At 71.9% G+C, this 25409-nt stretch carries 23 protein-coding genes; 12 read left to right on the forward strand and 11 right to left on the reverse strand.

Features of this window, described 5'->3' with window-relative positions; all coding sequences use genetic code 11:
* Positions 1-67 precede the first annotated feature (67 nt).
* Genes OG842_RS31565 through OG842_RS31575 form a run of 3 tightly spaced genes read left to right on the forward strand, consistent with a single transcriptional unit; the run spans position 68 to position 4219 of the window.
* Positions 68-1507 (forward strand): purine-cytosine permease family protein, encoded by a 1440-nt coding sequence (locus OG842_RS31565; protein ID WP_266736044.1) that lies wholly within the window; start codon positions 68-70, stop codon positions 1505-1507.
* A gap of 50 nt (positions 1508-1557) precedes the next feature.
* Entirely contained in the window at positions 1558-3153 is a 1596-nt protein-coding gene (locus OG842_RS31570) for a hydantoinase/oxoprolinase family protein (RefSeq protein ID WP_266736043.1), read from the forward strand.
* Entirely contained in the window at positions 3146-4219 is a 1074-nt protein-coding gene (locus OG842_RS31575; RefSeq protein ID WP_266736041.1) for a DUF917 domain-containing protein, read from the forward strand. The genes OG842_RS31570 and OG842_RS31575 overlap by 8 nt, the downstream gene beginning before the upstream one ends.
* Before the next feature lie 86 nt (positions 4220-4305).
* On the opposite strand, the gene OG842_RS31580 is transcribed toward OG842_RS31575, so the two are convergent.
* From OG842_RS31580 to OG842_RS31600, 5 genes are all read right to left on the reverse strand, one after another.
* Positions 4306-4749, reverse strand: a complete 444-nt coding sequence (locus OG842_RS31580) for an SPW repeat protein (protein WP_266736039.1) — start codon at positions 4747-4749, stop codon at positions 4306-4308.
* A 120-nt stretch (positions 4750-4869) separates the two neighbouring features.
* The gene (locus tag OG842_RS31585) at positions 4870-5850 is read right to left on the reverse strand and encodes an ADP-ribosylglycohydrolase family protein (protein ID WP_266736037.1); all 981 of its coding nucleotides are present in this window, start codon (positions 5848-5850) and stop codon (positions 4870-4872) included.
* A gap of 54 nt (positions 5851-5904) precedes the next feature.
* On the reverse strand, positions 5905-7533 hold the full coding sequence (locus OG842_RS31590) for a molybdopterin-dependent oxidoreductase (RefSeq protein ID WP_443064015.1): 1629 nt from the start codon (positions 7531-7533) through the stop codon (positions 5905-5907).
* 61 nt (positions 7534-7594) lie between these two features.
* Positions 7595-8956: a cryptochrome/photolyase family protein gene (locus OG842_RS31595; protein ID WP_266736036.1), complete on the reverse strand. Its 1362-nt coding sequence runs from the start codon at positions 8954-8956 to the stop codon at positions 7595-7597.
* Positions 8957-9046: 90 nt separating this feature from the next.
* The gene (locus OG842_RS31600) at positions 9047-9631 is read right to left on the reverse strand and encodes a sigma-70 family RNA polymerase sigma factor (protein WP_266736034.1); all 585 of its coding nucleotides are present in this window, start codon (positions 9629-9631) and stop codon (positions 9047-9049) included.
* Positions 9632-9802: 171 nt separating this feature from the next.
* Between OG842_RS31600 and OG842_RS31605 the strand changes: the two genes are divergently transcribed.
* Positions 9803-10549, forward strand: a complete 747-nt coding sequence (locus OG842_RS31605; protein WP_266736032.1) for an ABC transporter permease — start codon at positions 9803-9805, stop codon at positions 10547-10549.
* A gap of 9 nt (positions 10550-10558) precedes the next feature.
* Here OG842_RS31605 and OG842_RS31610 read toward each other — a convergent pair whose 3' ends face one another.
* Together OG842_RS31610 and OG842_RS31615 are read right to left on the reverse strand one after the other, a co-directional pair.
* The gene (locus tag OG842_RS31610; RefSeq protein WP_266736031.1) at positions 10559-11029 is read right to left on the reverse strand and encodes an ABA4-like family protein; all 471 of its coding nucleotides are present in this window, start codon (positions 11027-11029) and stop codon (positions 10559-10561) included.
* Positions 11026-11991, reverse strand: a complete 966-nt coding sequence (locus OG842_RS31615; protein ID WP_266736030.1) for a hypothetical protein — start codon at positions 11989-11991, stop codon at positions 11026-11028. Before OG842_RS31615 ends, OG842_RS31610 begins: the two co-directional genes overlap by 4 nt.
* A 171-nt stretch (positions 11992-12162) precedes the next feature.
* Between OG842_RS31615 and OG842_RS31620 the strand changes: the two genes are divergently transcribed.
* On the forward strand, positions 12163-12882 hold the full coding sequence (locus tag OG842_RS31620) for a MerR family transcriptional regulator (protein WP_266736029.1): 720 nt from the start codon (positions 12163-12165) through the stop codon (positions 12880-12882).
* A gap of 63 nt (positions 12883-12945) precedes the next feature.
* Here OG842_RS31620 and OG842_RS31625 read toward each other — a convergent pair whose 3' ends face one another.
* Positions 12946-13788 (reverse strand): siderophore-interacting protein, encoded by an 843-nt coding sequence (locus tag OG842_RS31625; RefSeq protein WP_266736027.1) that lies wholly within the window; start codon positions 13786-13788, stop codon positions 12946-12948.
* 46 nt (positions 13789-13834) lie between these two features.
* Positions 13835-14743: a 5'-3' exonuclease gene (locus OG842_RS31630; protein WP_266737319.1), complete on the reverse strand. Its 909-nt coding sequence runs from the start codon at positions 14741-14743 to the stop codon at positions 13835-13837.
* A gap of 370 nt (positions 14744-15113) precedes the next feature.
* Between OG842_RS31630 and OG842_RS31635 the strand changes: the two genes are divergently transcribed.
* The 4 genes from OG842_RS31635 to OG842_RS31650 all read left to right on the forward strand — a co-directional run bounded on the left by OG842_RS31635 (position 15114) and on the right by OG842_RS31650 (position 20253).
* Positions 15114-16187 carry a quaternary amine ABC transporter ATP-binding protein gene (locus tag OG842_RS31635; RefSeq protein ID WP_266736026.1) on the forward strand — a complete coding sequence of 358 codons (1074 nt, stop codon included), beginning with the start codon at positions 15114-15116 and terminating at the stop codon, positions 16185-16187.
* Positions 16180-18816 (forward strand): ABC transporter permease/substrate binding protein, encoded by a 2637-nt coding sequence (locus OG842_RS31640; RefSeq protein WP_266736025.1) that lies wholly within the window; start codon positions 16180-16182, stop codon positions 18814-18816. The genes OG842_RS31635 and OG842_RS31640 overlap by 8 nt, the downstream gene beginning before the upstream one ends.
* 171 nt (positions 18817-18987) lie before the next feature.
* The gene (locus tag OG842_RS31645) at positions 18988-19533 is read left to right on the forward strand and encodes a helix-turn-helix domain-containing protein (RefSeq protein WP_266736024.1); all 546 of its coding nucleotides are present in this window, start codon (positions 18988-18990) and stop codon (positions 19531-19533) included.
* Positions 19534-19545: 12 nt separating this feature from the next.
* Complete coding sequence (locus tag OG842_RS31650; protein WP_266736023.1) at positions 19546-20253, forward strand: helical backbone metal receptor; 708 nt, start codon at positions 19546-19548, stop codon at positions 20251-20253.
* On the opposite strand, the gene OG842_RS31655 is transcribed toward OG842_RS31650, so the two are convergent.
* Entirely contained in the window at positions 20192-21397 is a 1206-nt protein-coding gene (locus tag OG842_RS31655) for a TDT family transporter (protein WP_266736022.1), read from the reverse strand. The two genes, OG842_RS31650 and OG842_RS31655, sit on opposite strands and share 62 nt — an antisense overlap.
* A gap of 70 nt (positions 21398-21467) precedes the next feature.
* Between OG842_RS31655 and OG842_RS31660 the strand changes: the two genes are divergently transcribed.
* Together OG842_RS31660 and OG842_RS31665 are read left to right on the forward strand one after the other, a co-directional pair.
* The gene (locus tag OG842_RS31660) at positions 21468-22391 is read left to right on the forward strand and encodes a LysR family transcriptional regulator (protein ID WP_266736021.1); all 924 of its coding nucleotides are present in this window, start codon (positions 21468-21470) and stop codon (positions 22389-22391) included.
* A gap of 109 nt (positions 22392-22500) precedes the next feature.
* Positions 22501-23457 (forward strand): phosphotransferase family protein, encoded by a 957-nt coding sequence (locus OG842_RS31665; RefSeq protein WP_266736020.1) that lies wholly within the window; start codon positions 22501-22503, stop codon positions 23455-23457.
* 96 nt (positions 23458-23553) lie between these two features.
* On the opposite strand, the gene OG842_RS31670 is transcribed toward OG842_RS31665, so the two are convergent.
* The gene (locus OG842_RS31670; RefSeq protein ID WP_266737317.1) at positions 23554-24249 is read right to left on the reverse strand and encodes a FadR/GntR family transcriptional regulator; all 696 of its coding nucleotides are present in this window, start codon (positions 24247-24249) and stop codon (positions 23554-23556) included.
* A gap of 174 nt (positions 24250-24423) precedes the next feature.
* Here OG842_RS31670 and OG842_RS31675 point away from each other — a divergent pair, with 174 nt between their 5' ends.
* Complete coding sequence (locus tag OG842_RS31675; protein ID WP_266736019.1) at positions 24424-25398, forward strand: DUF2510 domain-containing protein; 975 nt, start codon at positions 24424-24426, stop codon at positions 25396-25398.
* The last annotated feature ends 11 nt before the right edge of the window (positions 25399-25409 follow it).

The raw sequence follows: 25409 nt of genomic DNA on the forward strand, positions 1-25409 counted from the left end.
CTCCTGCCCGCCCGCTCACCCGCTCACCCGCTCACCCGCTCACCCGCTCACCCGAGGATCCGTCCCCATGACCCAGCAGCTCGATGTGCACCAAGAGCCATCCACGCAGACACAAGCGCAGACATCGGCGCAGACGCAGCAGGACGAGGACTACCCGCTGGAGCGGGTGCCGCGCGCGGCCCGCTACTCCTGGTTCAACGTCGCCGTGCAGCGCTTCGGCCAGCTCTCCGACCTGACGCAGTTCCTGCTCGGTGCCGCGCTCGGCGCCGGACTCTCCTTCTGGGGCGCCTTCTGGGCGTTCACGCTCGGCTCGGTGATCCTGGAGATCGTCTGCATATTCGTCGGCATCGCCGGCATGCGGGAGGGCCTGTCCACCTCGATGCTGGTCCGCTGGACCGGTTTCGGCCGTTACGGCTCCACCCTCATCGGACTCGTCATAGCGGTCAGCCTGTTCGGCTGGTTCGGTGTGCAGACGGCGGTGTTCGCGGCCGGGCTGCACTCCATCGTGCCCACGCTGCCGGTCTGGGCCTGGTGCCTGATCTGCGGGCTCGGCGTCACCGCGCTCGTCCTGCGCGGCTTCCGCGCCATGGGCTGGACGGCCTTCGTCACCGTTCCCGCCTTCCTCGGCCTCGCGGGCTGGGCGATGATGGTCGAGTTCTCCCGGCACAACGTCGGCGACCTGGTGGCCTCGGCGCCGTTCGGCGCCCACATGTCCATCGCCACCGGCGCGACCATCGTCGCCGGCTCGTACATCGTCGGCGCGGTCACCACCCCCGACATGACCCGCTTCAACCGCAACACCGGCGACGTCGTCAAGCAGACGGTCGTGGGCATCAGCCTCGGCGAGTACGTGCTGGGCCTCGGCGGGGTGCTGCTCGCCTACGCGGTGAAGTCCTCCGACCTGATCGCGATCATCACGTCCTCCTCCGGCGTCATCGGCGTCATCGTCCTGGTCTCCGCCACCGTGAAGATCAACAACTGGAACCTGTACTCCTCCTCGCTCGGCCTGATCGGCGCGGTCGAGGCGCTCTTCAAGGTCCGGCTCAACCGGGTCGGCACGACCGTCACGATCGGTGTCCTCGGCAGCCTCGCCGCGGCCGCCGGAATCCTGGACCGGTTCACCGACTTCCTCACGGTGCTCGGTGTCCTCACTCCGCCGGTCGCCGGAATCATGGTCGCCGAGTACTTCGTGGTGAAGAAGTGGCGCCCGCAGCTGGACGCCTCGCGCGCCGCCGGCCGGCTGCCCGAGACCGAACCCAGCTGGGTGCCCGCGACCATCGCCCTGTGGGCCGCCGCCTCCCTGTTCGGCTGGCTCGGCGACCACTACCAGTGGTGGGGCATCCCGGCGCTCAACTCCCTGCTGCTGGCCGGGCTCGGCTATGTCGTCCTCGGCAAGCTCGGCCTGGTGCGCGGCGCCCGCGACCTGCCGTTCGAACAGCCCGCACGTCCCGCGGCGGCGATCGAGGCTGAATCGGGCACGGCCTGGTCGTCGAAGGCCATCGCCTGACCCGTACGCCCGCCCCGACACACCCACCCCCTACGAAAGACGGACACACCATGCGCATCGGAATCGACGTCGGAGGCACCAACACCGACGCCGCCCTTCTGGGGGACGACGACCGGATCATCGCCACCGCGAAGACCCCCACCACCTCCGACGTCACCTCCGGCGTGACCGCGGCGATCCGGGCCCTGGACCCGCCGATGGAATCGGTCACCGCCGTGATGATCGGCACGACCCACTTCCTCAACGCGCTGATCGAGGGCGCCCGGCTCGCCCCCGTCGCCGCGGTACGCCTCGGCCTGCCAGCCACCGCCGCCCTGCCGCCGATGACCGACTGGCCGGAGCGCCAGCGGGCGGCCGTCGGCGGGCACGGCTATCTCTGCCACGGCGGGCGGGAGTTCGACGGACGGCCGCTGTCGCCGCTCGACCCCGAGGAGCTGAAGCGCACCGCCGCCGACATCGCCGCGCGCGGACTGACCTCGGTGGCCGTCTCCTCGGTGTTCTCCCCGGTCGCCGAGGAGGACGAGCGCCGGGCCGCCGAGATCCTGGCCGCCGAACTGGGCCCCGGCGTGCACTTCTCGCTCTCGCACGAGCTCGGCCGGGTCGGGCTGCTGGCCCGCGAGAACGCCACGATCATCAACGCGGCCCTGCGCGACCTGGCGACCGTGATCGTGGAGTCGTTCGCCAAGTCGCTCGCCGAGGTGTCGCTGACCGCCCCGTTCTTCCTGTCGCAGAACGACGGCACGCTGATGGACGTGGACTTCGCCCGCGCCTACCCGGTGGCCACCTTCGCCTCCGGGCCCACCAACTCGATGCGCGGCGCCGCCTTCCTGTCCGGCCTCGGGGACTGCGCGGTCGTCGATGTCGGCGGCACCACCGCGGACGTCGGCATCCTGGCCGGCGGCTTCCCGCGCGAGGCGGCGGGCGAGAGCGAGGCCGCGGGCATCCGGACCAACTTCCGTATCCCCGACGTCCTCTCGCTCGGCATCGGCGGTGGCTCCCTGGTGTCGCCCGACGGCGAGACCGGTCCCCGCTCGGTCGGATTCCGGCTCACCGAGGAGGCGCTGGTCTTCGGCGGCGACACCCTGACGGCCACCGATCTCGCGGTCGCCGCGGGCCGCGCCGACATCGGTGACCGCTCCCGGGTCGCCCACCTGGACCCGGAGTTCACCGCCCGCGCGCTCGACCGGATCGCGGAGCGGCTGGCGGAGACCGTCGACCGGATGCGTACCTCGGCGGGGGTACTGCCGGTCGTCGCGGTCGGCGGCGGCAGCGTGCTGGTACCCGCGGCCCTGCCCGGCTTCGACGATGTGCGTCGCCCCGGCCACTTCGACGTCGCCAACGCGGTGGGGGCCGCCATCGCCCAGGTCGGCGGAGAGGTGGACCGGGTCTTCCAGGTCCCGGAGGGGCGCCGGGACGCGGTGCTCGCCGAGGCCCGCGAGGAGGCGGTGGGCCGGGCCGAGAGCGCGGGCGCCAGGCCCGGCTCGGTCCGCGTCGTCGACGTGGAGGAGGTCCCGCTGGCCTATCTGCCCGGCGGCGCGACCCGTATCCGCGTCAAGGCGGTCGGCGACCTCGACCTGAACGGCATAGGCATCACCCACGCCCCGGCCGGGGCGCGCGACATCCATGGAGCAGCGTCACATGCGTGAGATCAACCTCGACAACCTGGACGACATCGCGCGCGGCGCGGGCATCCTCGGCACCGGCGGGGGCGGCGATCCGTACATCGGCAAGCTGCTGGCCCGCGAGGCCATCCGCAAGTACGGCCCGGTGCGGCTCGTCGCCTTCGACGAGGTGCCGGACGACGCGACGGTGGTCCCCGTCTCCGGGATGGGGGCACCGACGGTGCTGCTGGAACGCGTCCCCGCCGGGGGCGAGGAAGTGGCCGCGCTGCGCGCCCTGGAGAAGCACATCGGCCGGGCCGCCACCCACATCGCACCGATCGAGGTCGGCGGCGTCAACTCCATGCTGCCCATCGCCTGCGCCGCCGAGGCGGGGCTGCCGCTGGTCGACGGCGACGCCATGGGCCGTGCCTTCCCCGAGGCGCAGATGGTGCTGCCCGGCCTGATCGGGGTGGCCAACACCCCGATGGCGCTCGCCGACGACAAGGGCAACAGCATCATCGTCGACGCCGTCTCCAACCACGCCGCCGAGCGCATCGCGCGGGCGGTCTGCGTGGAGCTGGGCTGCCAGATCTCCAGCGCCGACACCGTGATGCGCGGCGACCAGCTCGTCGACGGGCTCGTCCCCGCCACGCTGACGCTCGCCGAGCGGCTGGGCGCAGCGGTGCGCGAGGCGCGGGCCGCGCACACCGACCCGGTGCTCGCGGCCCGGACCATGCTGTCCGGAACCCATCTGCTGACCGGCAAGGTGATCGACGTCAGCCGCCGCACCGAGGGCGGCTTCGCCCGGGGCAGCGCCCGGATCGAGGGCATCGGCGACGACGCGGGCCGGGTGCTCGAACTCGGCTTCCAGAACGAGCATCTGCTGGCCACCCGCGACGGCGAGACGGTCGCCACCACGCCCGACCTGATCTGCGTGCTGGACACCGACACCGGCGATCCGGTGACCACGGAGGGGCTGCGCTACGGCCTGCGCGTCAGCGTCCTCGCGGCGCCCTGCGACCCGCGCTGGACCACCCCGGGCGGCCTGGCGCTCGCCGGGCCGCGGTACTTCGGGTACGACGTGGACTACCTGCCGTTCCGGGAGAGCTGACCCACTGGCCGGTCCACTCCGGCGCCCGGCCGGTCCGCACGGAGCGGGCCGGCCGGGCATTCCCTTCCGCCGGACGATCCCTCGTCTCAGACCGTCCGCTTGCCGCTCTTCATGGACACGGCGACGCAGGCCAGGCCCAGCAGTATGGTCAGGCCGCCGATGATGACGTTGTTGAGGACGATGCCGAGGTCGGGGCTGCTGCCGACGATCCACGTCGCGAGGATCGTCCAGATCCCCATCGCGCAGATGGCCCAGCTCAGGCCGTACATGCGTTCCGGCATCACGGTGAACCCGAGGCCCAGCGCGGCGATCGCGAGACCCATGATCAGGTTGTGCGTCGCGAGTGTGGGCTGACTTGCCGTGAAGTGCAGCACCCACGGCGAGATGGCGCAGTAGAGACCGACGAGGAACACCGGTGCGTCCACCAGGGCCACATCGCGGCCACCGAGCATGCGGGCATAGCGATCGCGCATTTCGGAGACATCGGGGTGACTGGCCATGTCACGGCCGGTGTGCGAGATGTTTGACATGGGGTTCGTCTCCTTCGCTCCTGGCAGACCGCCGACCACCGCAGCGACCGACCGCGCCACCTGTGCGCGTTGAGCGGCCTGCTCTGTCATTCTGCGCTTATATCGCCCTTATGTGTAGATTCAGGACTCGCGGAAATCCGTGGGAACCGCACGCGGTGACGCACTGTCCAGCCGCCCGGCCAGGGCCACCAGTCCGGGCGTCCGCAGCACCCGGTCCCCGTACCCCGGAAGCGGTACGTGCAGCGGCTCGGTCCAGCGCGGGGGGATCGCGCCGAAGCCGTGCACCGCACCCGCCAGGGCGCCGGTCACGGCGGCGACCGTGTCGGTGTCCCCGCCCACGTCCACGGCGGCGGCCAGGGCGTTCTCGTACGAATCCGTGGTGCGCAGCGCCCACAGCGCGGTGCCGAGGCACGGCCAGACCGCACCGTTGAACTCCGTCGCCTCCTCCGGGCGCCAGCCGGGTGCGAGGACGGTGGCCCAGCGGCCCCGGTGATCCTCGTGCACGCTCTCCAGGGCGTCCGGGACGGCGGAGAGCGGATCGCCGCCGTCCAGCGCCACCCGGATCAGCTCGTGGAGCACGGCGGTGCCCTCCCAGGCGGCCCGGTCGCCGTGGGTCAGGGCGGCGATCCGGCGGGCGGCGTCCATGGTCGCCGCACGGCCCCGGGCCGCGAAGTACACGGCGGAGGTGGCCGCCCGCATCAGCGAACCGTTGCCCGCCGCACGTCCGCTCACCTGGAAGTGCAGCGCCGCCGCGAGGTCCCATGCCTCACCGCTCGTCAGGACCTCCTCGGTCTGGAGCCCGATGTCCTTCGGGTCGCCCGCCGCCCATCTGCGGAACCGGCCGAACATGTCGGGAAGGTCCAGGCCGCCCCGCTCCAGCAGGGACTCCGCGACCAGCACGGCCATCTGCGTGTCGTCCGTGGCCTCGCCGGGGTCCCAGCCGCCGCCCCCGCACATCGTGCCGACGCCGTCGGGGAAGCGTGCCGTGTACACACCGGCGGGCCCGAACTCGAAGGGCGCGCCCAGCGCGTCACCCACCGCCGATCCGACGACGGCACCCGCCACCCGGTCCTGCCGGTCCACCATGCCCGGACGTCTCATCCGGTCAGCGTACGGAGCGCGAGCTCCTGCTGTACGTCGTGGGGGTACCCGGGCTCAGGACACGTCGACCACCACCGAGTGCCAGCCGGTCGCACCGTCGGGCACGGTGCCCGTGCGGATGCCGGTCTGGGTGGCGCCGGTTCCGTCGGTGGCGCGGACCTCCAGGGTGTGACGGCCGGATGCGGCGGGCCACTCCCACACCCACTGGCGCCAGGTGTCGCGGGTGCCGGCGGCGGCCAGGCGGGCGGTGTGCCACTTCCCGCCGTCCACCCGGACCTCGACCCGGGAGATGCCGCGGTGCTGGGCCCAGGCGACCCCGGCCACCGGCACGACGCCGGCCTTCGGGGAGGCGGACGGGCGGGGGGTGTCGATCCGGGACTCGGTCTTGACCGGTGCCTGCTGGGCCCAGCCGCGCCGGACCCAGTAGGCGTCGTAGGCGGCGAACGTGGTCAGCTCGATGTCCTCGATCCACTTGCAGGCCGACACGTATCCGTACAGGCCGGGGACGACCATCCGGACCGGGAAGCCGTGCTCGAAGGGCAGCGGCTCACCGTTCATGCCGAAGGCGAGCATCGCGTCGCGCCCGTCCATGACCGTTTCGACCGGTGTGCCGATCGTCATGCCGTCGACGGAACGCGCCACGATCTGGTCGGCGGGGCCGCCCTCGGACGGGGGACGTACTCCCGCGTCGCGCAGCAGATCGGCCAGTCGCACCCCGAGCCACCTGGCGTTGCCGACCAGGGGTCCGCCGACCTCGTTGGAGACGCAGGCCAGGGTGACGTCGCGTTCGACGACCTCCCTTCGCAGCAGGTCGTGGAGGCCGACTGTGAAGGGCCGCGCCACACCCCGGCCGTGGATCCTCAGCCGCCAGGCGCCGGCATCGACGCGTGGCACGACCAGCGCCGTGTCCACCCGGTAGAAGTCCTTGTCCGGGGTGATGAACGGGGTCAGCCCCCGGATCCTCAGATCGGCTCCGGCCGGCACCGCCGGGGCGGAGGACTGCGGGGCCGGGAGGACCAGGTCATGACGGGAGGCGGAGGCCCCCGCCTGGACGGAGGAGGTGAGCCGGCGGCCCAGGAGTCCCGCGCCGGCGGAGACCGCCGCCGTGGCGGTGGCCGCGACCACGAAGCCGCGGCGGTCGAAGCCGCCGTCCGCACCCTCGTCCCGCCCTCCGGCCGCGGGACCGGGACCGGGCGCCGGTGCGAGCCGTCCGACCAGGAGATACAGCACCGCCACCGCCACCGCGGCACCCACCACCGACGGCAGCGCATCGGCCGGCACGCCCTCCGGACGCCCTGCCGCCGCCACCGCCCCGACCAGGCCGAAGACCAGGACGGCAGCCGACCCCAGCCGTCGGTGACGTAGCGCCAGCACCCCGATCGCCATGGCGAAGAGCGCCAGGAGGACCAGGATCCCGAGCCGGAGCGCCAGCTTGTCGGCGGTGCCGAAGTTCCGTACGGCGAAGTCCCGCACGGCCGGGGGAGTGCGGTCGATCACCGCACCTCCCACTGCCGTGACCGGGCCCGCCTCGGGACGTACGAGGGCCGCGGCCAGCTCGGCGACCGCCAGGGCGCAGAACCCGGCGATCAGACCGCTGAGCGCGGCGAGGGCGGTGCGCGTCCCGCCCGGTCGCGGGGGCCGGGCGGTTCCGGTGGGCTGTGCATCGTCTCGGTCTTCACTCACGATCGGGATTCGTCGCCCGGCGCCGGGCGGATTGGTCCCTCACCCGATCGGTCGCGGGCCGTTACAGGCCGCGGGCCCGTTCGAACCGGGCGCGTGCCTCGGCCAGGCCGACGAGCGGATCCGGGTAGTCGATCGCGGCCCGGCGCGGCCCGGTGAGTTTCCACGGCTCATGGATCTCGCCGTCCGCCAGTTCCGCGAGCTCAGGCACCCAGCGGCGCACATAGGCGCCGCGCGGATCGAACCGCTTGCCCTGGACCACCGGATTCAGGAGCCGGTTGGGCCGGGTGTCGGTGCCGGTGCCCGCCATCCACTGCCAGTTGAGCTGATTGTTCGCCACATCGCCGTCGACCAGCAGGTCCAGGAAGTGCCGGGCACCCACCCGCCAGTCGGCGTACAGCGTCTTGGTGAGGAAGCCGGCCACGAGCATCCGGCCCCGGTTGTGCATCCAGCCCTCGTACGCCAGCTGCCGCATCGCCGCGTCGACCAGCGGATAGCCGGTGCGCCCCGTGCGCCAGGCCTGGATCTCGTCCTCGTCGCACCGCCAGCGGTCGTGCCGGGTGCGGTAGTCCTCCCGGGCGGCGTCCGGCCGTGCGGCGAGCACCTGGTGGTGGAAGTCCCGCCACGCCAGCTGCCGTACGAACGCGTCGGCACCCGGTCCGCCCCGCTGCCTCGCCCGGTCGATCACTTCGGCCGCCGAGAGAGAGCCGAAGTGGAGGTGGGGGGAGAGCCTGGAGGTCGCGTCGCCGGCCAGATCGTCGTGGCCGCTCTCGTAGTCGGCCAGCGGGCCGTGCAGCCAGGACGACAGCAGCAGGCGTCCGGTCGACTCACCGCCCCTCGCGAGCCCGGGGGAGACGCCGGCCACCTCCGCCCGCTCCGGCAACGGTCCCGGCTCCACTCCGTCCGGCAGCCGCACCGCCCGTGGCGCGGCCAGTGTTCCCCGTACCCCCGCCTCCTGCCAACGGCGCAGGTACGGCGTGAACACCGCGTAGTGGTCACGGCCCGCCGGGACGAGCCGGCCCGGGGCGACCGCGGTGACCACCGCGTCGTGGACGTGCACGGCGCAGCCGACCGCCGCCAGCGCCGCACGCAGCCGGCTCTCGCGGTGCGTCGCGTACCCGCTCACCCCGCCGGCGACGTGCAGACTCCGCGCCCCGGTCTCCACGGCCACGGCACGGGCGACGGCCACCACGTCGCCGTCCCGGACCACGAGCCGTCCGCCGCGGTGGCGCAGCGCCGCGTCGAGATCGGCGAGGCAGTCGGCGAGGAACGCCCGCCGGTTCGGTGCGTCGAAGCCGGTCCGGTGGATGCCCCGGTCGCGCACGAAAAGCGGAACGACGGCATCCGCCTCCCGTACCGCGGCCCGCAGTACCGGGTTGTCGTGCACCCGTAGGTCGGAGGTGAACAGTGCGACGGAGACAGTCATGGAGTGTGCTCTTCCCGGTCATGGAGGTGTGCGCTTCCGGTGTCGGCCCGGGGGCGGCCCGGTGTGGCCCCGATATCGGCCCGGTGTCGGTCATTCGCTCGTCCCGAGGCAGTCGCGCAGCCGGGTCAGTCCGTCGCGCAGCCGTGTCTTGACCGTCCCGAGCGGCACGGAGAGCAGCTCCGACACCTCGCGGTGGGTCAACCCCCGGTAGTACGCGAGGGTCACGGACTGGCGCTGCAACTCGGAGAGCCGCCCCACGCAGCGGCGGACCTGTTCATGCTCCAACCGGGTCTCCACCAGCTCGGTGACCTCGTCGTAGGCGGGCGTACGGTCCAGCAGCGCCGCCGCACGCTCACGGGCCGCCGACGCCTCGGCCGAGCGCACCCGGTCCACGGCCCGGCGGTGGGCGAGGGTCAGCACCCAGTTCATCGCGCTGCCGCGGGCGGGCCGGAAGCGGGGGGCCGACCGCCACACCTCGACCAGGACCTCCTGCGCGACCTCCTCCGCCTGGGCCGGATCGCGGAGCACGTTCCGTACCAGTCCGAGGACGGGCCCGCTCACGGCGGCGTACACCGCGGCGAAGGCCTCCTGATCGCCCCGGGCGACCAGCCCCAGCAACTCCTGGAGGTCGGGCCCCGCCGACGGCGCTCCGCCGATGTGCGCGGCTTCCTTCACACGGGCTTCCTCTCTGGCGGGCCGGTGCGCGAGATCCTTCCACGCCACCCGGAAATCGCGATACATCTTGGTTGACGCGTCCGAGGCCGACGGCACGGACGCCCGGCGGGCCCCGTCCTCACCCCTGCCGGAGGCGGTCGATGAGCGGTCAAGCACTCGCCCAGCTGGTACATGACCGAGCGTCAGCTCATGGCGATCATCCGGCAGCCGGTCTTTCTGGTGATCTCCCTGATCCAGCCGGTGATCTGGCTGTTCCTGTTCGGCAACCTCTTCAGGAAGGTCGTGGAGCTCGGCGGCTTCGGCACCACGTCCTGTCTGGACCACCTGATCCCGGGCATCGTGGTGATGAGCGCGCTCGGGTCGAGCATGTGGGCCGGGATGGGCACCCTGGAGGAGATCGAGCGCGGCACGCTCAACCGCTTCCTGACGACACCGGTCAGCCGCAACGCGCTGATGAACGCCAACGTCGTGCAGAGCGGCATCAGCACCGCCGTGCAGTCCGTCGTCATCGTGCTGCTCGGCCGGGCCGCCGGGGCCTCCTGCCCGGGCGGCGCGGGCGGACTGCTGATCCTGGTGGTCGCCTCGGTCCTGCTCGGCACGGTCTTCGGCGCGCTCTCCAACGCCCTGGGCATGCTGGTGCGCCGGCGAGAGTCGATCATCGGCATCAACACCTTTCTGCTGCTGCCGCCGACCTTCCTCTCCTCCTCCTTCATGGCCCCGGGCCAGATGCCGTCCTGGATGCGTCACGTCGCCGACTTCAACCCGGTCGACTGGGCGATGGTGGCGGGCCGTTCCGCGCTGACCGCCGCCCCGGACTGGGGCGTGGTGACCGGCCGCGGGGGAGCCCTGCTGCTTCTCGCGGTGGTGGCGGTCGCGCTGTCGACCCGCACGTTCCGCTCGTACCGGAGATCCGTCTGACGGGCGCGCCTACGGCAGCGTCGTACCGCCGACCCGGTCCGGGACCGCACTCCCGGGCCGGGTCCTCGTCCTCAGTACCGCCCTCATCGCGAGGAAGGCCAGCAGCCCGAACGGCGACAGCAGAATCGTCAGCACCAGCAGCGGCCCCATCACCAGCGGCGAGATTCCCAGCCGCCGCCCCTCCAGGTACATCCACTGGCCCAGCAGCAGATCCCAGGCGATCACCTGTGCCCAGATCGCCCCGGCCCCGTTCGCCAGCGCCATCAGATCGCGGAAGGTGTCGATGTCGGGGCTGCGCACCGCGTCCCAGAGCTCGGGAAAGACGGGCACGGCCATGATCAGGTAGAGCGCCAGCACCGGCAGGACGGTGAGCGGCGAGGCGGCGACGCGCGCCGTGGGACGCCAGTTGGGTGCCAGGATCATGAGCAGCCAGAACGGGGCTGCCAGGAAGAACGAGATCTCGAAGAGCGCACCGGTCATGACGCGAACTCCTTCTGGGCGGAAGCGGATTCGGAGGCGGCGTCGGATTCGGAGCCGGTGTCGGATTCGGGGCCCGTGCCTGTTCGCTGCCCCGCGGGAGCCGGCCTCAGTGCCCCCAACGTGCCGACGGTGCTCGCGACCACGATCAGCGCGCCGGCACCGAGCGTCGCACCGTCGGGGTGGATCAGCGGCTGGCCGCGCAGCGCCTGCCAGGTGACCAGCGCGACGACCGCCGCGTACGCCCCCGAGGCCACCAGTACCAGCCGCAGCCGGACCCGCGGGTCGCGCAGCCGCGGGAAGCGCGGGGCCAGGGCGACCAGCGCGAGCAGGAAGAGCGGCAGCAGCTGGAGCGCGTGCATTCCGATGAAGTGCGGGATGCGCAGATCGCCGCCGGTCGTGGACCAGCCGGTCAGTGGCATCGACGGGCCGCCGTCCGGTACGCCGACGGAGTGCGCGCCGATCACGTCGGCGGTGTCCAGGTTCCCGGCCGCCCGCTGCTCGGAGGTGGGTTGGGTCATCAGGAAGCCGAATCCGGCGCCCACCAGGGCGAGCAGTACGCCCGAGCGGATCGCCCAGGCGGAGGCGCGGTCGGCGATCCGGGCGCGCAGCAGCAGGATCGCGATGACCAGGGTGCCGGTCCACAGGATGACGACGGTGACGGCCATCGCGTTGAACAGCGACTCGTCGAAGGGGGTGGCGTGGTTGAAGTGGCTCCGCTTCCCGCGGATGACCTGCCCGGTGATGATCGCCATCTCGACCAGGCTGGACAGCGCGACCACGGTCCCGGCCCACCAGCCGATCCGTCGGCCACGGGTGACCAGCGTCAGCATCCAGGCGAGGGCGAGTGCGTACACGACGAACGAGACCGCGAACTTGAACGGTTTGAACCATATCGCCGCGCCCGCGAGGACCCGGTCGTCGGCTATGAGGCCGATGGCCGAGACGACCGTCATGACGGCCATCACCGCTGCGAAGAGGACTAACGGGCGATGCCAGGAACGCCAGGAGGACATGAGGACCCCTCAGAGATTATGGATAGCGGCACTTCCCGCTATCCGATAGTGGAACTATCTATGATGGGTCGGGGGATTGGCAAGCGCGGAAGTCGGCAAGCGCGGAAGGAAGAACACGCGGTGCGCATCGGCGAGTTGAGCAGCAGGTCCGGGGTCCCGGTACCGACGATCAAGTTCTATGTACGTGAAGGGCTGCTGCCGGCAGGGCAGTTGACCAGTCCGAACCAGGCGAGTTACGACTCCGGGCACGAGCGCAGGCTGCGGCTGATCCGCGCCCTGCTGGATGTTGGCGGGCTCTCGCTGGCCGCCATCGGCGATGTGCTGCGGGTGGTCGAGGACCCGGCGCAGCCGGTGCACAAGGTGCTGAGCGCCGCGGCGAAGCGCCTCACCCCGCTGAACGAGGACGAGGCGGGGCCCGAACTGGAGGATGCCCGCGACGAGGTGGCGGAGCTGGTGGAGCGGCGGGGCTGGCGGGTCGAGGCGCACGGTCCGGCGGGCGAGTCCCTGGCCGGGGTGATCGTCGCGCTGCGGCGGGCAGGGCACGGAGGCTTCGTCGAGCTGCTCGACGATTACGCGGCCGCCGCCGAACCGGTCGCGCGGGCCGACCTCGACTACGTGGGGCGGCGGGTGGCGCGCGAGGACCTGGTGGAGAGCGTGGTGGTGGGCACGGTGCTGGGCGAGGCGATGTTCAGCGCGCTGCGACGGCTCGCGCATGTGGACGCGTCCGCGCGCGCCTATGACGGGGACGGAGGGGCACGCGGTCGGGGCGGCGAGGGCGCGGAGGGTGGCCCGGCCGGCGACGGTGGGGAAGGCACGGAGGTGCCGGGCGCCGGTGGGTGAGCCGGGGGCCCGGACGCGGGTATGCCCCGGCCGGGGGCCGGGGCATACCTGTGCGATCCGGTGTTACGCGGTGCCTTCCTGCTCGCGCTCCACCTGTGCGTTCCACTCGCGCTTGACCGAGCGCCAGGCGTCGTCGTTCTGGCCGAGCCGCCAGTAGCCCGATATCGACAGCCGGGAGAGCGGGATCCCGCGCTCCAGGCGCAGATGGCGGCGGATCTCCTTCACGAAGCCCGCCTCGCCGTGGATGAATGCCTGGACCTCGCCCGCCGGGAACTCCAGCTCCTTGACCGCGGCGGTCAGCGCCTCGCCGACCGGGCGCTCCCCGCGGTGCAGCCAGGTCACCTCGACACCGTCCGGCGTCACGATCTTCTGCTCCTCGGCGGCGTCCGCCACCTCGATGAACGCGTGCGCCACCGCACCCGCCGGCATCCGCTCCAGGGCCGCCGCGACGGCCGGCAGCGCGCTCTCGTCGCCCGCCAGCAGGTGCCAGTCCGCCGAGGCGTCAGGGCCGTAGCCGCCGCCAGGACCGAGGAAGGTCACCTGGTCGCCCGGGGCCGCCCGCAGCGCCCAGGGCCCGGCGAGGCCCTCGTCGCCGTGGACCACGAAGTCGATCGCCAGCTCACGGGTGGCCGGATCCCAGGAACGCACCGTGTACGTTCGGGTCGTGGGCCACAGTTCGCGCGGCTGCTCCTCGCGGATGCGGGCCATGTCGAAGGGGTGCGCGTAGTCGGCGCCCTCGGGGGCGAAGCAGAGTTTGACGTAGTGGTCGGTGAACCCGGCGAGCTCGAAGCCGGCGAGGCCCTCACCGCCGAGCACCACGCGCACCATGTGCGGGGTGATCCGCTCGGTGCGCAGCACCTCGGCCCCCTGTGCCTGGGGTGCCTGCCGCGCCGGTCGTTCTGCCACGAGGTTCTCCCTGCTCCGATTGCTTAGGCTTACCTAAGCTAGCACCTCAGTCCCGGAGAGTGGAGAGCAGGCGCTGCACCGCTCCGCCCAGTCCCCATCGCTTGGCGAGGGCTTCCAGGGCGGCGGGATCGCGCGGCCCGGCGGGCAGCGTGGGGTCGAATTCCGGCAGTGGTACGTCACCGGCGACCCGGACCACCTTCGGCGCGACGGCCACGTAGTCCCGCGCCTCGTCGAGCCGCTTGCGCTGCGACGGCGTCAGCTTGGCCTTCGGGTCGTCGACGGCGGCCATGATCCCGGCCAGGTCACCGAAGGCGTCCAGCAGCTTCGCAGCGGTCTTCTCGCCGATGCCCGGGACGCCCGGCAGCCCGTCGCTGGGGTCGCCGCGCAGCAGCGCGAGATCGACGTAGCCGGAGCCGTCCACGCCGTACTTCTCCCGCAGCCACGCCTCGTCGGTCAGCTGGAGCGAGCCGACCCCCTTCAGCGGGTAGAGCACCCGGACCCCGCGCGCGTCGTCGACCAGCTGATAGAGATCCCGGTCGCCGGTGACGATGTCCACGGGGCCGGTGGCCAGGCCGGTGAGCGTGCCGATCACATCGTCCGCCTCGTAGTCCGCGACGCCGACGCGGGCGATGCCGAGCGCGTCGAGCACGTCCTCGATGACCGGCACCTGCGGGGCCAGCGTGTCGGGGGTCTCCTCCTCGTCGGGCAGCCCCTCGGCGGTCTCCACCGCGACCCGGTGCGCCTTGTACGTCGGGATCAGCTCGACCCGCCAGTGGGGCCGCCAGTCCGCGTCCATGCAGGCGACCAGGTCGTCCGGCCGGTGGTCCTGCACCAGGCGCCCGATGAAGTCGAGCAGCCCGCGCACGGCGTTGACCGGTGTCCCGTCCGGGGCGCGCACCGAGTCGGGGACCCCGAAGTAGGCGCGGTAGTAGAGGGAAGCGGTGTCGAGGAGCATCAGGCGTCGCGTCACACCCCGATGATGCCGCACCCCACTGACACCGGCCGCCCCGGACACCGGGCGCAGAAGACTCCGGGTGACTCCGGGTGACCTCGGAGTGAAGGAGCGGGCAACGGCGATCATCGCTCAGACGTGACCTGGATCACTCTTGTGTTTGTTATGTGTAAGCGGGGGCAGGCGCGCAGCCGGAGCGGATCACGTACCGGTTTCAACCAGTGCACGTGCCATGCGGGCCGAATCCGCGCCGCTCCACGGTCTGCCGGAGGGGGTTGGCAGACCGTTTTTCGGTTCAACCCGCGAGGTGTATGTGTCAAGGCTGCAAGCTGAACGCTTGTACAAAGTGTTCGGCAGACGACCCGATCAAGCCGTGCAGAAGCTCGAAGGCGGCGCAGACCGCGACGAGCTGCGCGCCGACGGAACGACCGCAGCGGTGATCGACGCCTCGTTCACCGTGGAGCCGGGACAGATCTTCGTCGTGATGGGTCTGTCCGGGTCCGGGAAGTCCACGTTGCTGCGCATGCTCAACGGACTCCTGGAGCCCACTGCCGGGCGCGTGCTGTTCGACGGCCAGGACCTGACCGCCCTGAGCCCCGCCGAGCTGCGCCACGTCCGGTCCACCAAGATCAGCATGGTGTTCCAGCACTTCGCGCTCTTCCCTCACCGCAGTGTGCTGGAGAACGCCGCGTACGGCCTGGAAGTGCAGGGCGTGCCCCGCGCCGAGCGCGAGAAGCGCGCCGCCGAGGCCCTGGAGCTGACCGGCCTGGCCGGCTGGGAGAAGTCCTGGCCCGACGAGCTGTCCGGCGGTATGCAGCAGCGTGTCGGCCTGGCCCGCGCCCTGGCCACCGACGCCGACCTGCTGCTGATGGACGAGTCCTTCAGCGCGCTCGACCCGCTGATCCGCCGCGACATGCAGGACCAGCTGCTCGAACTGCAGAAGCGGTTGAAGAAGACCATCGTCTTCATCACCCACGACCTCAACGAGGCCATGCGCCTCGGCGACCGCATCGCCGTGATGCGCGACGGGAAGATCGTCCAGCTCGGTACCGCCGAGGACATCCTCGTCACTCCGGCCAACGACTACGTCGCCTCCTTCACCCAGGACGTCGACCGGACCCGGGTGCTGACCGCGGGCGCCATCATGGCCGAACCGCACACCGTCATGGGCACCAGCACGGACGAGGGCAAGGAGCTGCGCACCGCCGCCGACGTGCTCGCGGCCGCCCCGGCCACCGTCACCGAGTCCACGCCGATCATCGAGCTCTTCACGCCCTGCTCGCAGAGCGGGGTCGCCGTCGCCGTGACCGACGCCGAGGGCAAGCTCATCGGCGTCGTCCCGCGCGCCCGGCTGCTCGCCGTCCTCGGTGAGCCGATGACCCCCGCCGAGGCCCCGAAGGACGTCCGGACCAGCACGACCCTCACGAAGAAGGTGGCCAGTGTTTAGGCTTCCTCTCGGTGACTGGGTCGACTCCGCCGTCGACTGGCTCCAGACCCATCTCGCCTGGCTGTTCGACGCGATCAGCTCCATAGTCAGCAACATGTTCGACGGCATAGCCGCCGTTCTCTCCGCCCCCGCCCCGCTGCTCTTCGCGGGCATCGTCGCGGTCATCGCCTGGTGGCTGCGCGGTCTGCTCGCCGGTGTGCTCGCCTTCGTGGGCTTCGCCGTCATCGACTCCGTCGAGCTGTGGGACGAGGCGATGGACACCCTCACCCTGGTGCTCGTCGCCACCATCATCGCGCTGGTGCTGGCCGTACCGCTGGGCATCTGGGCGTCCCGCTCCAAGACCGTCAGCGCGGTGACCCGGCCGGTCCTGGACTTCATGCAGACCATGCCCGCCATGGTCTATCTGATCCCCGGCGTCATCTTCTTCGGCGTCGGCGTGGTGCCCGGCATCATCGCCACCATCATCTTCTCGCTGCCCCCGGGCGTCCGGATGACCGAGCTCGGCATCCGCCAGGTCGACGGCGAACTCGTCGAGGCGGCCGAGGCCTTCGGTACCACCAAGCGCAACACCCTGCTGCGGGTCCAGCTGCCGCTCGCCCTGCCCACGATCATGGCGGGCATCAACCAGGTCATCATGCTGGGCCTGTCCATGGTGGTCATCGCCGGCATGGTCGGCGGCGGCGGCCTCGGCGGCGCCGTCTACCGCGCCATCGGCAACGTGGACGTCGGCCTCGGCTTCGAGGCGGGCATCTCCATCGTCATCGTGGCGATGTACCTGGACCGGATGACCGGCGCGCTCGGCCGCGAGGTCTCCCCGCTCGCCCGCCGCGCGCTCGCCAAGGCGCAGGCGATGGCCGGCGGCTTCAAGATCTGGAACCACCGCCCGCAGCCCGTCGTCGCGATCTCCGGCGTCGTCGTCCTCGCGCTCGTCGCGGGCGCCCTGGGCATCTTCGGCTCCTCCGGCCCGGACGATGCCAAGAACACCGCCGAGGGTTCGGACATCGGCGCGGGCAAGAAGATCAGCATGGGTTACATCCCGTGGGACGAGGGCATCGCCTCCACCTTCCTCTGGAAGGAGATGCTGGAACGGCGCGGCTTCGAGGTCGACGTCAAGCAGTACGAGGCCGGCGCGCTCTACACCGGTATGGCCAACGGCCAGATCGACTTCGAGACCGACTCCTGGCTCCCGGTCACCCACGCCAGCTACTGGAAGAAGTACCAGGACCGCCTGGAGGACATGGGCTCCTGGTACGGCCCCACCTCGCTGGAGCTGGCCGTCCCCTCGTACATGAAGGACGTCGAGTCCCTCGCCGACCTCAAGGGCAAGGGCTCGCAGTTCAAGGACCGGATCGTCGGCATCGAGCCGAGCGCCGGTGAGATGGGCCTGCTCAAGGACAAGATCCTGCCGGGCTACGGCCTGGACAAGGAGTACAAGGTCGTCGACGGGTCCACGCCGTCGATGCTGGCCGAGCTGAAGCGCGCGTACGCCAAGAAGGAACCGATCGTCGTTCCGCTCTGGTCGCCGCACTGGGCCTACAACCAGTTCGAGCTCACCAAGCTCAAGGACCCCAAGAACCTCTGGGGCAAGGGCGACGGCATCCACACCCTGGCCCGCAAGGGCTTCTCCGCCGACAACCCCGAGGTCGGCAGCTGGCTCAAGAACTTCAAGATGACCGAGGGCCAGCTCACCAGCCTCGAGGCGCAGATCCAGAAGTCCGGCGCCGGCAAGGAGCAGGAGGCGGTCCGCACCTGGCTGAAGGCCAACCCGGGCGTCGCCGACAAGTGGACCCCGGTCGCCAAGGCCGCCCCGGCCAAGGGTGCGAACGGCAAGGACGAGCGCGACCGCCCCGTCGAGATGGCCTGGTTCCCCTGGGAGGAGGACATCGCCGCCACGTACCTGTGGAAGGCCGTCCTGGAGGAGCGCGGCTACAAGATCAACCTCAAGCAGTTCGAGGTCGGCCCGATGTACACCGCGATGTCGCGCGGCCAGATCGACGTGCAGTTCGACGGCTGGCTGCCGTACACCCAGAAGAACTACTGGGAGAAGTACGGCACGCAGCTGAGCGACCTCGGTTCGTGGTACGGCCCGACGTCCATCGAGGTCGCGGTGCCCTCCTACGTGAAGGACGTCAAGTCCCTCGCCGATCTCAAGGGCAAGGGCTCGCAGTTCAAGGGCCGGATCGTCGGCATCGAGCCGGGCACCGCCACGATGGAGAACCTCAAGACGAACGTGCTGCCGGCCTACGGCCTGGACAAGGAGTACAAGGTCGTCGACTCCTCGACGCCCGGCATGCTCGCCGAGCTGAAGCGCGCGTACGCCAAGAAGGAGCCCATCGCGGTGCTGCTCTGGACCCCGCACTGGGCGTACAGCGAGTACGGCATGACCAAGCTGAAGGACCCCGAGAAGGCCTTCGGCGACGGTGACCGGCTGCACACCATCGCGTCCAAGGAGTTCCCGAAGAACTACCCGCAGCTGACGAAGTGGTTCAAGGACTTCAAGCTGAGCGAGGACCAGCTCGCCGGTCTGGAGAACCAGATCCAGAAGCACGGCGCGGGGCACGAGGAAGAGGCCGTGAAGGTCTGGATGGGGAAGAACCCGGGCATCGCGGACAAGATGGCTCCGCAGTAGGGCTTCCCGAGGACTTCCCGCAGGTTCCGAAGGACCGGAAAGGGTGGGCACCGCCGTCGGCGGGCCCGCCCTTTCGGGGTTTTCGGACCTTCGTCATCCGGCCGACCTTGCGCAACCGTGTGCGTAATGTGCTGGCAGCCGGAAGGATGGCGAGTCGGGAGGGAGCAGGACATGGACGAGAAGGAAGCACTCCGCGTGGGCGCCGCGGTCCGCCGAAGGCGCAGAACCCTGGGGCTCACGCTGGCCGCGGTCGCCGACCGCAGTGGTCTGTCCGTGCCGTTCCTCAGCCAGATCGAGAACGAGCGGGCCCGGCCCAGCGCCCGGTCCCTGGACCGGGTCGCCGAAGCCCTGGAGACCACCACGGCACGACTGCGCGCCGCCGCGGACTCGGCACGCGCCGTCGATGTCGTACGGGCGGCCGAGCACGACGGCGTACGCAGGGTGGTGCGCGGACGCCACCAGCTCAGCGCCCTGGAGTTCACCGGGGAGATCGACCTCGCGCGCGAGTTCCAGCACCGCAACGACGAGGTGATGTACGTGGTGCGGGGCGCCGCCGAGGTGGAGGCCGAGGGGCAGGCGTACCGGCTGGAGCAGGGTGACACCCTCTTCCTGTCCGGCGGGGTGCGGCACCGCTGGCGGGCCACCGTGCCCGGCACGAGACTGCTGGTCGTCGCGGTCGCCGAGCACATCGACGCCACCTACGACCCGCGCCGCTGAGAGGGGACCGTCGTGCGCGTCGTCTCCCTGGTCCCCTCGCTCACCGAGGCCGTCGCCGTCACGGCGCCCGGCCTGCTGGTCGGCGCCACCGACTGGTGCACCCACCCGGCCGGGCTGGCCGCGGCCCGGATCGGCGGCACCAAGAATCCCGATGTTCCGGCCGTTCTCGCGCTCGGGCCCGATCTGGTCGTCGCCAACGAGGAGGAGAACCGCGAGCCCGACCTCGCGGCGCTCCGGGCCGCCGGGACCGAGGTGCTCGTCACGGAGATCCGCACCCTCGACCAGGCCTTCGAGGAACTGGACCGGGTCCTGGTCACCGCCTGCGGTCTGGCCAGGCCGCGCTGGCTGGACGAGGCCGAGGCGGCCTGGGCCGCCCTGCCGCCGCCCCGTGCGCCCCGCCGCGCGATCATCCCGATCTGGCGCAGGCCCTGGATGGTGCTGGGCCGTGACACCTTCGCCGGAGACCTGCTGGCCCGGCTCGGCGTCGAGAACGTGTACGCCGGCCACGCCGAGCGCTACCCCCGCATCCCGCTCGACGTGCTCGGTGCGGTGGGCGCCGATCTGGTGGTCCTGCCCGACGAGCCGTACCGCTTCACCGCCGACGACGGGCCCGAGGCCTTCCCCGCACTGCCCGCCGCACTCGTCGACGGGCGGTACCTCACGTGGTACGGGCCTTCACTGGTGCGGGCGCCTGCGGTGCTGCGAGCAGCGCTCCGCTGAACAGCCCGCGCAGCGTCCGCACCCCGGCCACCGCCCAGGCCGTCACCAGCAGCACGTACAGCGCGACGGCCAGCCAGGTGTACGCGGTGAGCCCGGTGTGCCGGGCCAGACCGGCGGCGCCGGTGACACACGTACCGATGGGGAAGGTGAAGCCCCACCACGTCATGCCGAAGGTCATGCCGTTGCGCGCCGCCCGCACCACCATCGCGACGGCCAGCGCCAGCCACAGCAGCGCGAATCCCATCACCGGCACCCCGTACAGCACGGCGAACACTTCGAGCCCCGAGGCGTACGGTTCCCCGATCGCACCCCGTGCCACATCGGCGAGCTGATTGACCGCGGTCGTCGACTGGCCCAGCGGGCCGAGGACCAGGAACAGCGTGGGGGTCAGCGCGAGCGGCAGCGGCCCCTGGTGGACGAGCCGGGCGAAGATCAGCGGCAGCATCACCAGCGTGGCCAGCAGACTCAGACCGAACATCGCGTAGCAGGCCAGCAGCATCGCCTCCTGCCACTGCCCGGCCGGCAGCTCCGGCACGAGCAGCGGACCGAGAGCCGCGGAGACCATCGGCGCCACCACCGGAAGCAGCCACACCGGTGACGCGTTGCCGGGCTCGATCCGGTGGCGTACGACCATCAGATACGGGATCGCGACCGCGGCGGCCAGCCCGATCAGCGTGCCCGCCGAGTAGAGCACCACGTCCAGGGCGAGCGCCGCCCGGTGCCCGATCAGATCCTGGCCGACCACCATCGTCGAACCGCCGACCGCGAGCAGGGCCATCGACAGACAGCCGTAGAACGGGGCGACGGCCGGGTCGAGCAGATGGTTGCGGGCCTGGTCGCGGTGGGCGATCCAGTGCCCGGTCCGAGCCGCGAGCACCGCGGCGAGCGCGACCACCGCGAGCACCCACACCACCGTGCAGGCGGCCCGCAGCCCCGGAACGTCCACCGGCAGCGCGACGCCCGCGCTCGCGACGATCGAGGTGCCCATCACGGCCGCGTACCAGTTGGGGCCGAGGTATCGCAGGGCGGGCAGCCGCTCGGCGGCCGGAAGGGGGGTCGAGGACCGCTGCGCCTGCCGGGTCTGCTGCGTCCGAGGTGCCTGCTGCGTCTGTCGCGTCTGCTGGGTCTGCGGAAAGGTGGCCATGCCACGATTTTCGCGGCGGGGGCCGGGCCCCACCAGGGAGTCCGTCTCTATGAGGTCATAAGGTGGCTTTATGGCCGGTGAAGCGCATGTCTCCCTCTCCCACCGCATCCCCGACCTCGGAGCGCTGGAACTCCTGCTCGCCGTGGCCCGGCACGGCAGCCTGGGGCGCGCGGCCCGTGACGTCGGTGTCACCCAGCCCGCCGCCAGCAGTCGGATCCGGTCCATGGAACGCCAGCTCGGCGTCGCCCTGCTGGACCGTTCACCGCGCGGCTCCCGGCTCACCGACGCGGGCGCGCTGGTCACCGACTGGGCGCGTCGGATCATCGAGGCTGCCGAGGCGTTCGACGCGGGCGCGCAGGCGCTGCGCGACCGGCGGGACTCCAGGCTGCGGGTCGCCGCCTCCATGACCATCGCCGAATACCTGCTGCCCGGCTGGCTGATAGCGCTGCGCGCCGAACGGCCGGACACGGCGGTCTCGCTGCTGGCCGGAAACTCGGCGGCGGTGGCGGGCCGGCTCCTGGTCGGCGAGGCCGACCTCGGATTCGTGGAGGGCCTCTCCGTGCCGGAAGGGCTCGACGGCACGGTCATCGCCCACGACCGCCTCGTCGTCGTGGTCGCCCCGTCCCATGCCTGGGCCCGCCGCCCGGCCCCCCTCACCCCGCAGGAACTGGCCGCGACCCCGCTGATCCTGCGCGAACACGGCTCCGGCACCCGCCAGGTCCTGGACGCGGCCCTCGCCGTGCACGGCGGTCTCGCCCAGCCGCTGCTCGAACTCTCCTCCACGACCGCGGTGAAGGGGGCGGCGGAGAGCGGCGCCGGGCCGTGCGTCCTGAGCGAACTGGCGCTCGGCGAGGAACTGTCCTCGCGCCGGCTGGTCAAGGTCCCGGTCGCCGGAGTACGCCTGCGGCGCCAGCTGCGCGCGGTCTGGCCCTCGGGCCACCGTCCGACGGGCCCGGCCCGCGACCTGCTGTCACTGACGGGACGGGACACCTGAGACCCCCGGGTCCTCACGTCCTGGCCCCCATGCCCGGCCCCTCGCGCCCCGGCGAAAACGCTGGTGAAAGCGCTGGCGGGCGCCCCGCTCCGTGACGAAGAATGCGCGGATGAACGTGATCGCTCCACCCGCCACCGGAGTCCGGCACCACTGGGCCGACCTCCCCGCACCCGTCCGCGACGCCGTCGAGGACATCCTCGGCGGCCGGGTCGTCGAGGCGCGCAGCCAGAGCGGCGGGTTCTCGCCGGGGGTCGCCGCCCGGGTCCGCCTCGCGGACGGCCGGCGCGCCTTCGTCAAGGCGGTGAGCGCCGAGACGAACCCCGGCAGCCCCGACCTGCACCGCGCCGAGGCCCGCAACACCGCGGCGCTCCCGCCCGGCATCCCGGCGCCCCGGTTGTTCGGTTCGTACGACGACGGCACACGGGTCGCCCTCGTCCTCCAGGACATCGACGGCCGTCAGCCCCGCGTCCCCTGGGACGCCACCGAGCTGGACCGGGTTCTGACGGCGGTCGGCGAACTGGGCGCGGCCCTGACCCCGGCACCGATCGACGCACCTGCCGCGGCCGACCGCAAGGCCGGGATGTTCAGCGGCTGGCGGGCCCTGCTGGCCGACGGGGACACAGACCGCCTCGACCCGTGGGCGGCGCGCAACCTCGCCCTGCTCGCGGAACTGGAGTCGGGCTGGGCGGAACCGGCCACCGGGGACAGCCTCGCCCACAGCGACCTGCGGGCCGACAACATCCTGCTCACCGACGACCGGGTGGTCTTCGTCGACTGGCCCCACGCGCTGCGCGCCGCTCCCTGGTTCGACCTGCTGACGATGCTGCCGTGCGTGGCGGCGCAGGGCGGCCCCGACCCGGAGGCCGTCTTCACCGCCCACCCGCTGGGCAGGGACGCCGACCCGGCGGGAGTGACGGCGGTACTCGCCGCGCTGACCGGCTACTTCGTGGCGGGATCACTGAAGCCGGCCCCGCCCGGTCTCCCGACGCTACGGGCCTTCCAGGGGGCTCAGGGCGCGGCGGCGCTGCGATGGCTGCGAGGCAGGCTCGGGAACGTCGCTCCCTGAGACGGCCCCCACGGCCGCAATGGTGGAGATGGAGACCTTTACGTCCACCGGAGGGCGGGCGCCGCACCCTCCCCACCCGGGCAGGGAATCCGCGACTCAGGTCAAGAACCCGCGCAACAGGGCGGCCGTACCCGCGCAGTGCTCGCGCATGACCGCGCGCGCGGCCTCCCCGTCCCCGTCGAGGACCGCCTCGACGAGGCTGGTGTGCTGGTGCTGCGAATGCTCCAGGTTGCGCACCAGCAGCGGTATGCAGTCCAGCAGGTCGTTCAGGGTGGCCCGGACGGCCGCGTACTGCGTGGTCAGCGACGCGGACCCGGAGAGTTCGGCCAGGGTCAGATGGAGCAGGGTGTCGCGCCTGCGGTAGTCGTGCAGCGGGGCCTCGTGAGTCGCCGTCAGGGCGGCACGCAGCCGGTCCGCGCCCGCGTCGTCGAGCCCCTGCGCGGCGCACAGCTCGGCCGCCCCGGCCTCCAGCACCTCGCGGAAGCGCAGCACGTCCTCGATGTCGACGGACGCGATCCTCCGGCGCAGCTCGTCCTCGCCGGGGCTGCCGGTGCGCCGCAGCACGAACGTACCGCCGTACCGGCCGCGCCTGCTCTCCACCAGGCCCTGGTCCTGGAGGACCTTCAGCACCTCGCGCAGGGTGACCCGGCTGATCCCCAGCAGCTCGGCGAGATCGCGCTCGGCCGGCAGCCGGCCACCGCCCGGCACCAGCCCGAGCCTGATCACCTGGAGGATCTGCTCCAGCGCCTCCTCGAAGCCGTTCCCCGCCCGGACGGGCCGCAGTACGGGCATCAGGCGGTCGGTGTACTCGCTTTCCCCGGCCACGCCCCGTTCCCCTTCCAGGCCGACGGCGGCCAGTAATGGTTGAACCCCACACCTTAAGCTTCACAGCTTAAGTCTTCGGCCGAATTGGACAGTCCGACAATCGACGGGTCGGTGCCGGTGGCCGAACCCTAAGGTGTGGGGATGAGCAACGCGACACCGCCCGGCTGGTATCCGGACGCCGCGACACCGGGCACCGACCGCTGGTGGGACGGTACGGTGTGGACCGCGCACACCCGCCCGGCCGCCGCGCCGCAGGCGTTCGGCCCGCCTGAGCCGGTCGCGATGCCCGCGCCGCAGCCGTTCGGTCAGCCCGAGCCGATCGCCACGGCATCCGGCAACGGCTCCGCCGCATCCGGCCGGAGCAGCACCAACATCGTCGCGCTCGCCGTGGCCGGGCTGATCGTCGTGGGCGCCGCGGTCACCGGCGCCGTCCTGCTCGGCAGGGACGACGACGGTACGCGGCCCGAGGCCGGGCCGAGCGTCTCCGCACCGTCGCCCACCGCCGCCACGGCCACCCCGTCGCCCGGCGGCTCACCGGCCGAGGACGACCCGAAGGTCCTCGTCGACCAGCTCAACGGCATCACCCTGCCGATCCCCGATGGCTGGGAGAAGCCCTCCAGGACCGCCGAACAGGTCCTCACCATGCGTACCGTCGACTCCTACGACTGCCCCGGCAGCTCCTCCGACTTCTGCTACCACGCCACGGTCACCAGCCGCGTCGCGAGCGCCACCGACATCACCTCCGCCGAGAAGCTCGCCGAGCAGGACATCGCCAACGCCGCCGACAACGCCTACGAGAAGAACATCGTCGGCAACCGGATCCACGGCGGCATCACCTCCCACGAGGTGCTCGACTCCGGGTCCGTCAGCGTCGCCGGACGGGCCGGCTACCAGGTGCGCTGGCGGGTCAACACGGCCAAGGGGCCCGGTGGTTACGTGCAGTCGCTCGTCTTCCCGTCCCCGACCGGCAGCGAGTCGCTGATCATCGTGCGGTACGCCTTCGACGCGGGCCCCGACGGACCGCCGCTCCAGCTCATGGACACCATCACCAAGGGGATCCGGCCGATCGGCGACAGCGCGACGAGCGGCGGCGCGGGCAGCTCGATCGAGCACTGAGCGGCCGCCCG

Source organism: Streptomyces sp. NBC_00376 (assembly GCF_036077095.1).
In the GTDB taxonomy this organism is placed as follows: Bacteria; Actinomycetota; Actinomycetes; order Streptomycetales; family Streptomycetaceae; genus Streptomyces.

Bases quoted from the DNA above. Each gene is read 5' to 3' on its own strand.
- OG842_RS31565 (WP_266736044.1), top strand. From the start codon at position 68: ATGACCCAGCAGCTCGATGTGCACCAAGAGCCATCCACGCAGACACAA.
- OG842_RS31570 (WP_266736043.1), top strand. From the start codon at position 1,558: ATGCGCATCGGAATCGACGTCGGAGGCACCAACACCGACGCCGCCCTT.
- OG842_RS31575 (WP_266736041.1), top strand. From the start codon at position 3,146: ATGCGTGAGATCAACCTCGACAACCTGGACGACATCGCGCGCGGCGCG.
- OG842_RS31580 (WP_266736039.1), bottom strand. From the start codon at position 4,749: ATGTCAAACATCTCGCACACCGGCCGTGACATGGCCAGTCACCCCGAT.
- OG842_RS31585 (WP_266736037.1), bottom strand. From the start codon at position 5,850: ATGAGACGTCCGGGCATGGTGGACCGGCAGGACCGGGTGGCGGGTGCC.
- OG842_RS31595 (WP_266736036.1), bottom strand. From the start codon at position 8,956: ATGACTGTCTCCGTCGCACTGTTCACCTCCGACCTACGGGTGCACGAC.
- OG842_RS31605 (WP_266736032.1), top strand. From the start codon at position 9,803: ATGACCGAGCGTCAGCTCATGGCGATCATCCGGCAGCCGGTCTTTCTG.
- OG842_RS31610 (WP_266736031.1), bottom strand. From the start codon at position 11,029: ATGACCGGTGCGCTCTTCGAGATCTCGTTCTTCCTGGCAGCCCCGTTC.
- OG842_RS31615 (WP_266736030.1), bottom strand. From the start codon at position 11,991: ATGGCCGTCATGACGGTCGTCTCGGCCATCGGCCTCATAGCCGACGAC.
- OG842_RS31630 (WP_266737319.1), bottom strand. From the start codon at position 14,743: ATGCTCCTCGACACCGCTTCCCTCTACTACCGCGCCTACTTCGGGGTC.
- OG842_RS31645 (WP_266736024.1), top strand. From the start codon at position 18,988: ATGGACGAGAAGGAAGCACTCCGCGTGGGCGCCGCGGTCCGCCGAAGG.
- OG842_RS31655 (WP_266736022.1), bottom strand. From the start codon at position 21,397: ATGGCCACCTTTCCGCAGACCCAGCAGACGCGACAGACGCAGCAGGCA.
- OG842_RS31660 (WP_266736021.1), top strand. From the start codon at position 21,468: ATGGCCGGTGAAGCGCATGTCTCCCTCTCCCACCGCATCCCCGACCTC.
- OG842_RS31665 (WP_266736020.1), top strand. From the start codon at position 22,501: ATGAACGTGATCGCTCCACCCGCCACCGGAGTCCGGCACCACTGGGCC.
- OG842_RS31670 (WP_266737317.1), bottom strand. From the start codon at position 24,249: ATGCCCGTACTGCGGCCCGTCCGGGCGGGGAACGGCTTCGAGGAGGCG.
- OG842_RS31675 (WP_266736019.1), top strand. From the start codon at position 24,424: ATGAGCAACGCGACACCGCCCGGCTGGTATCCGGACGCCGCGACACCG.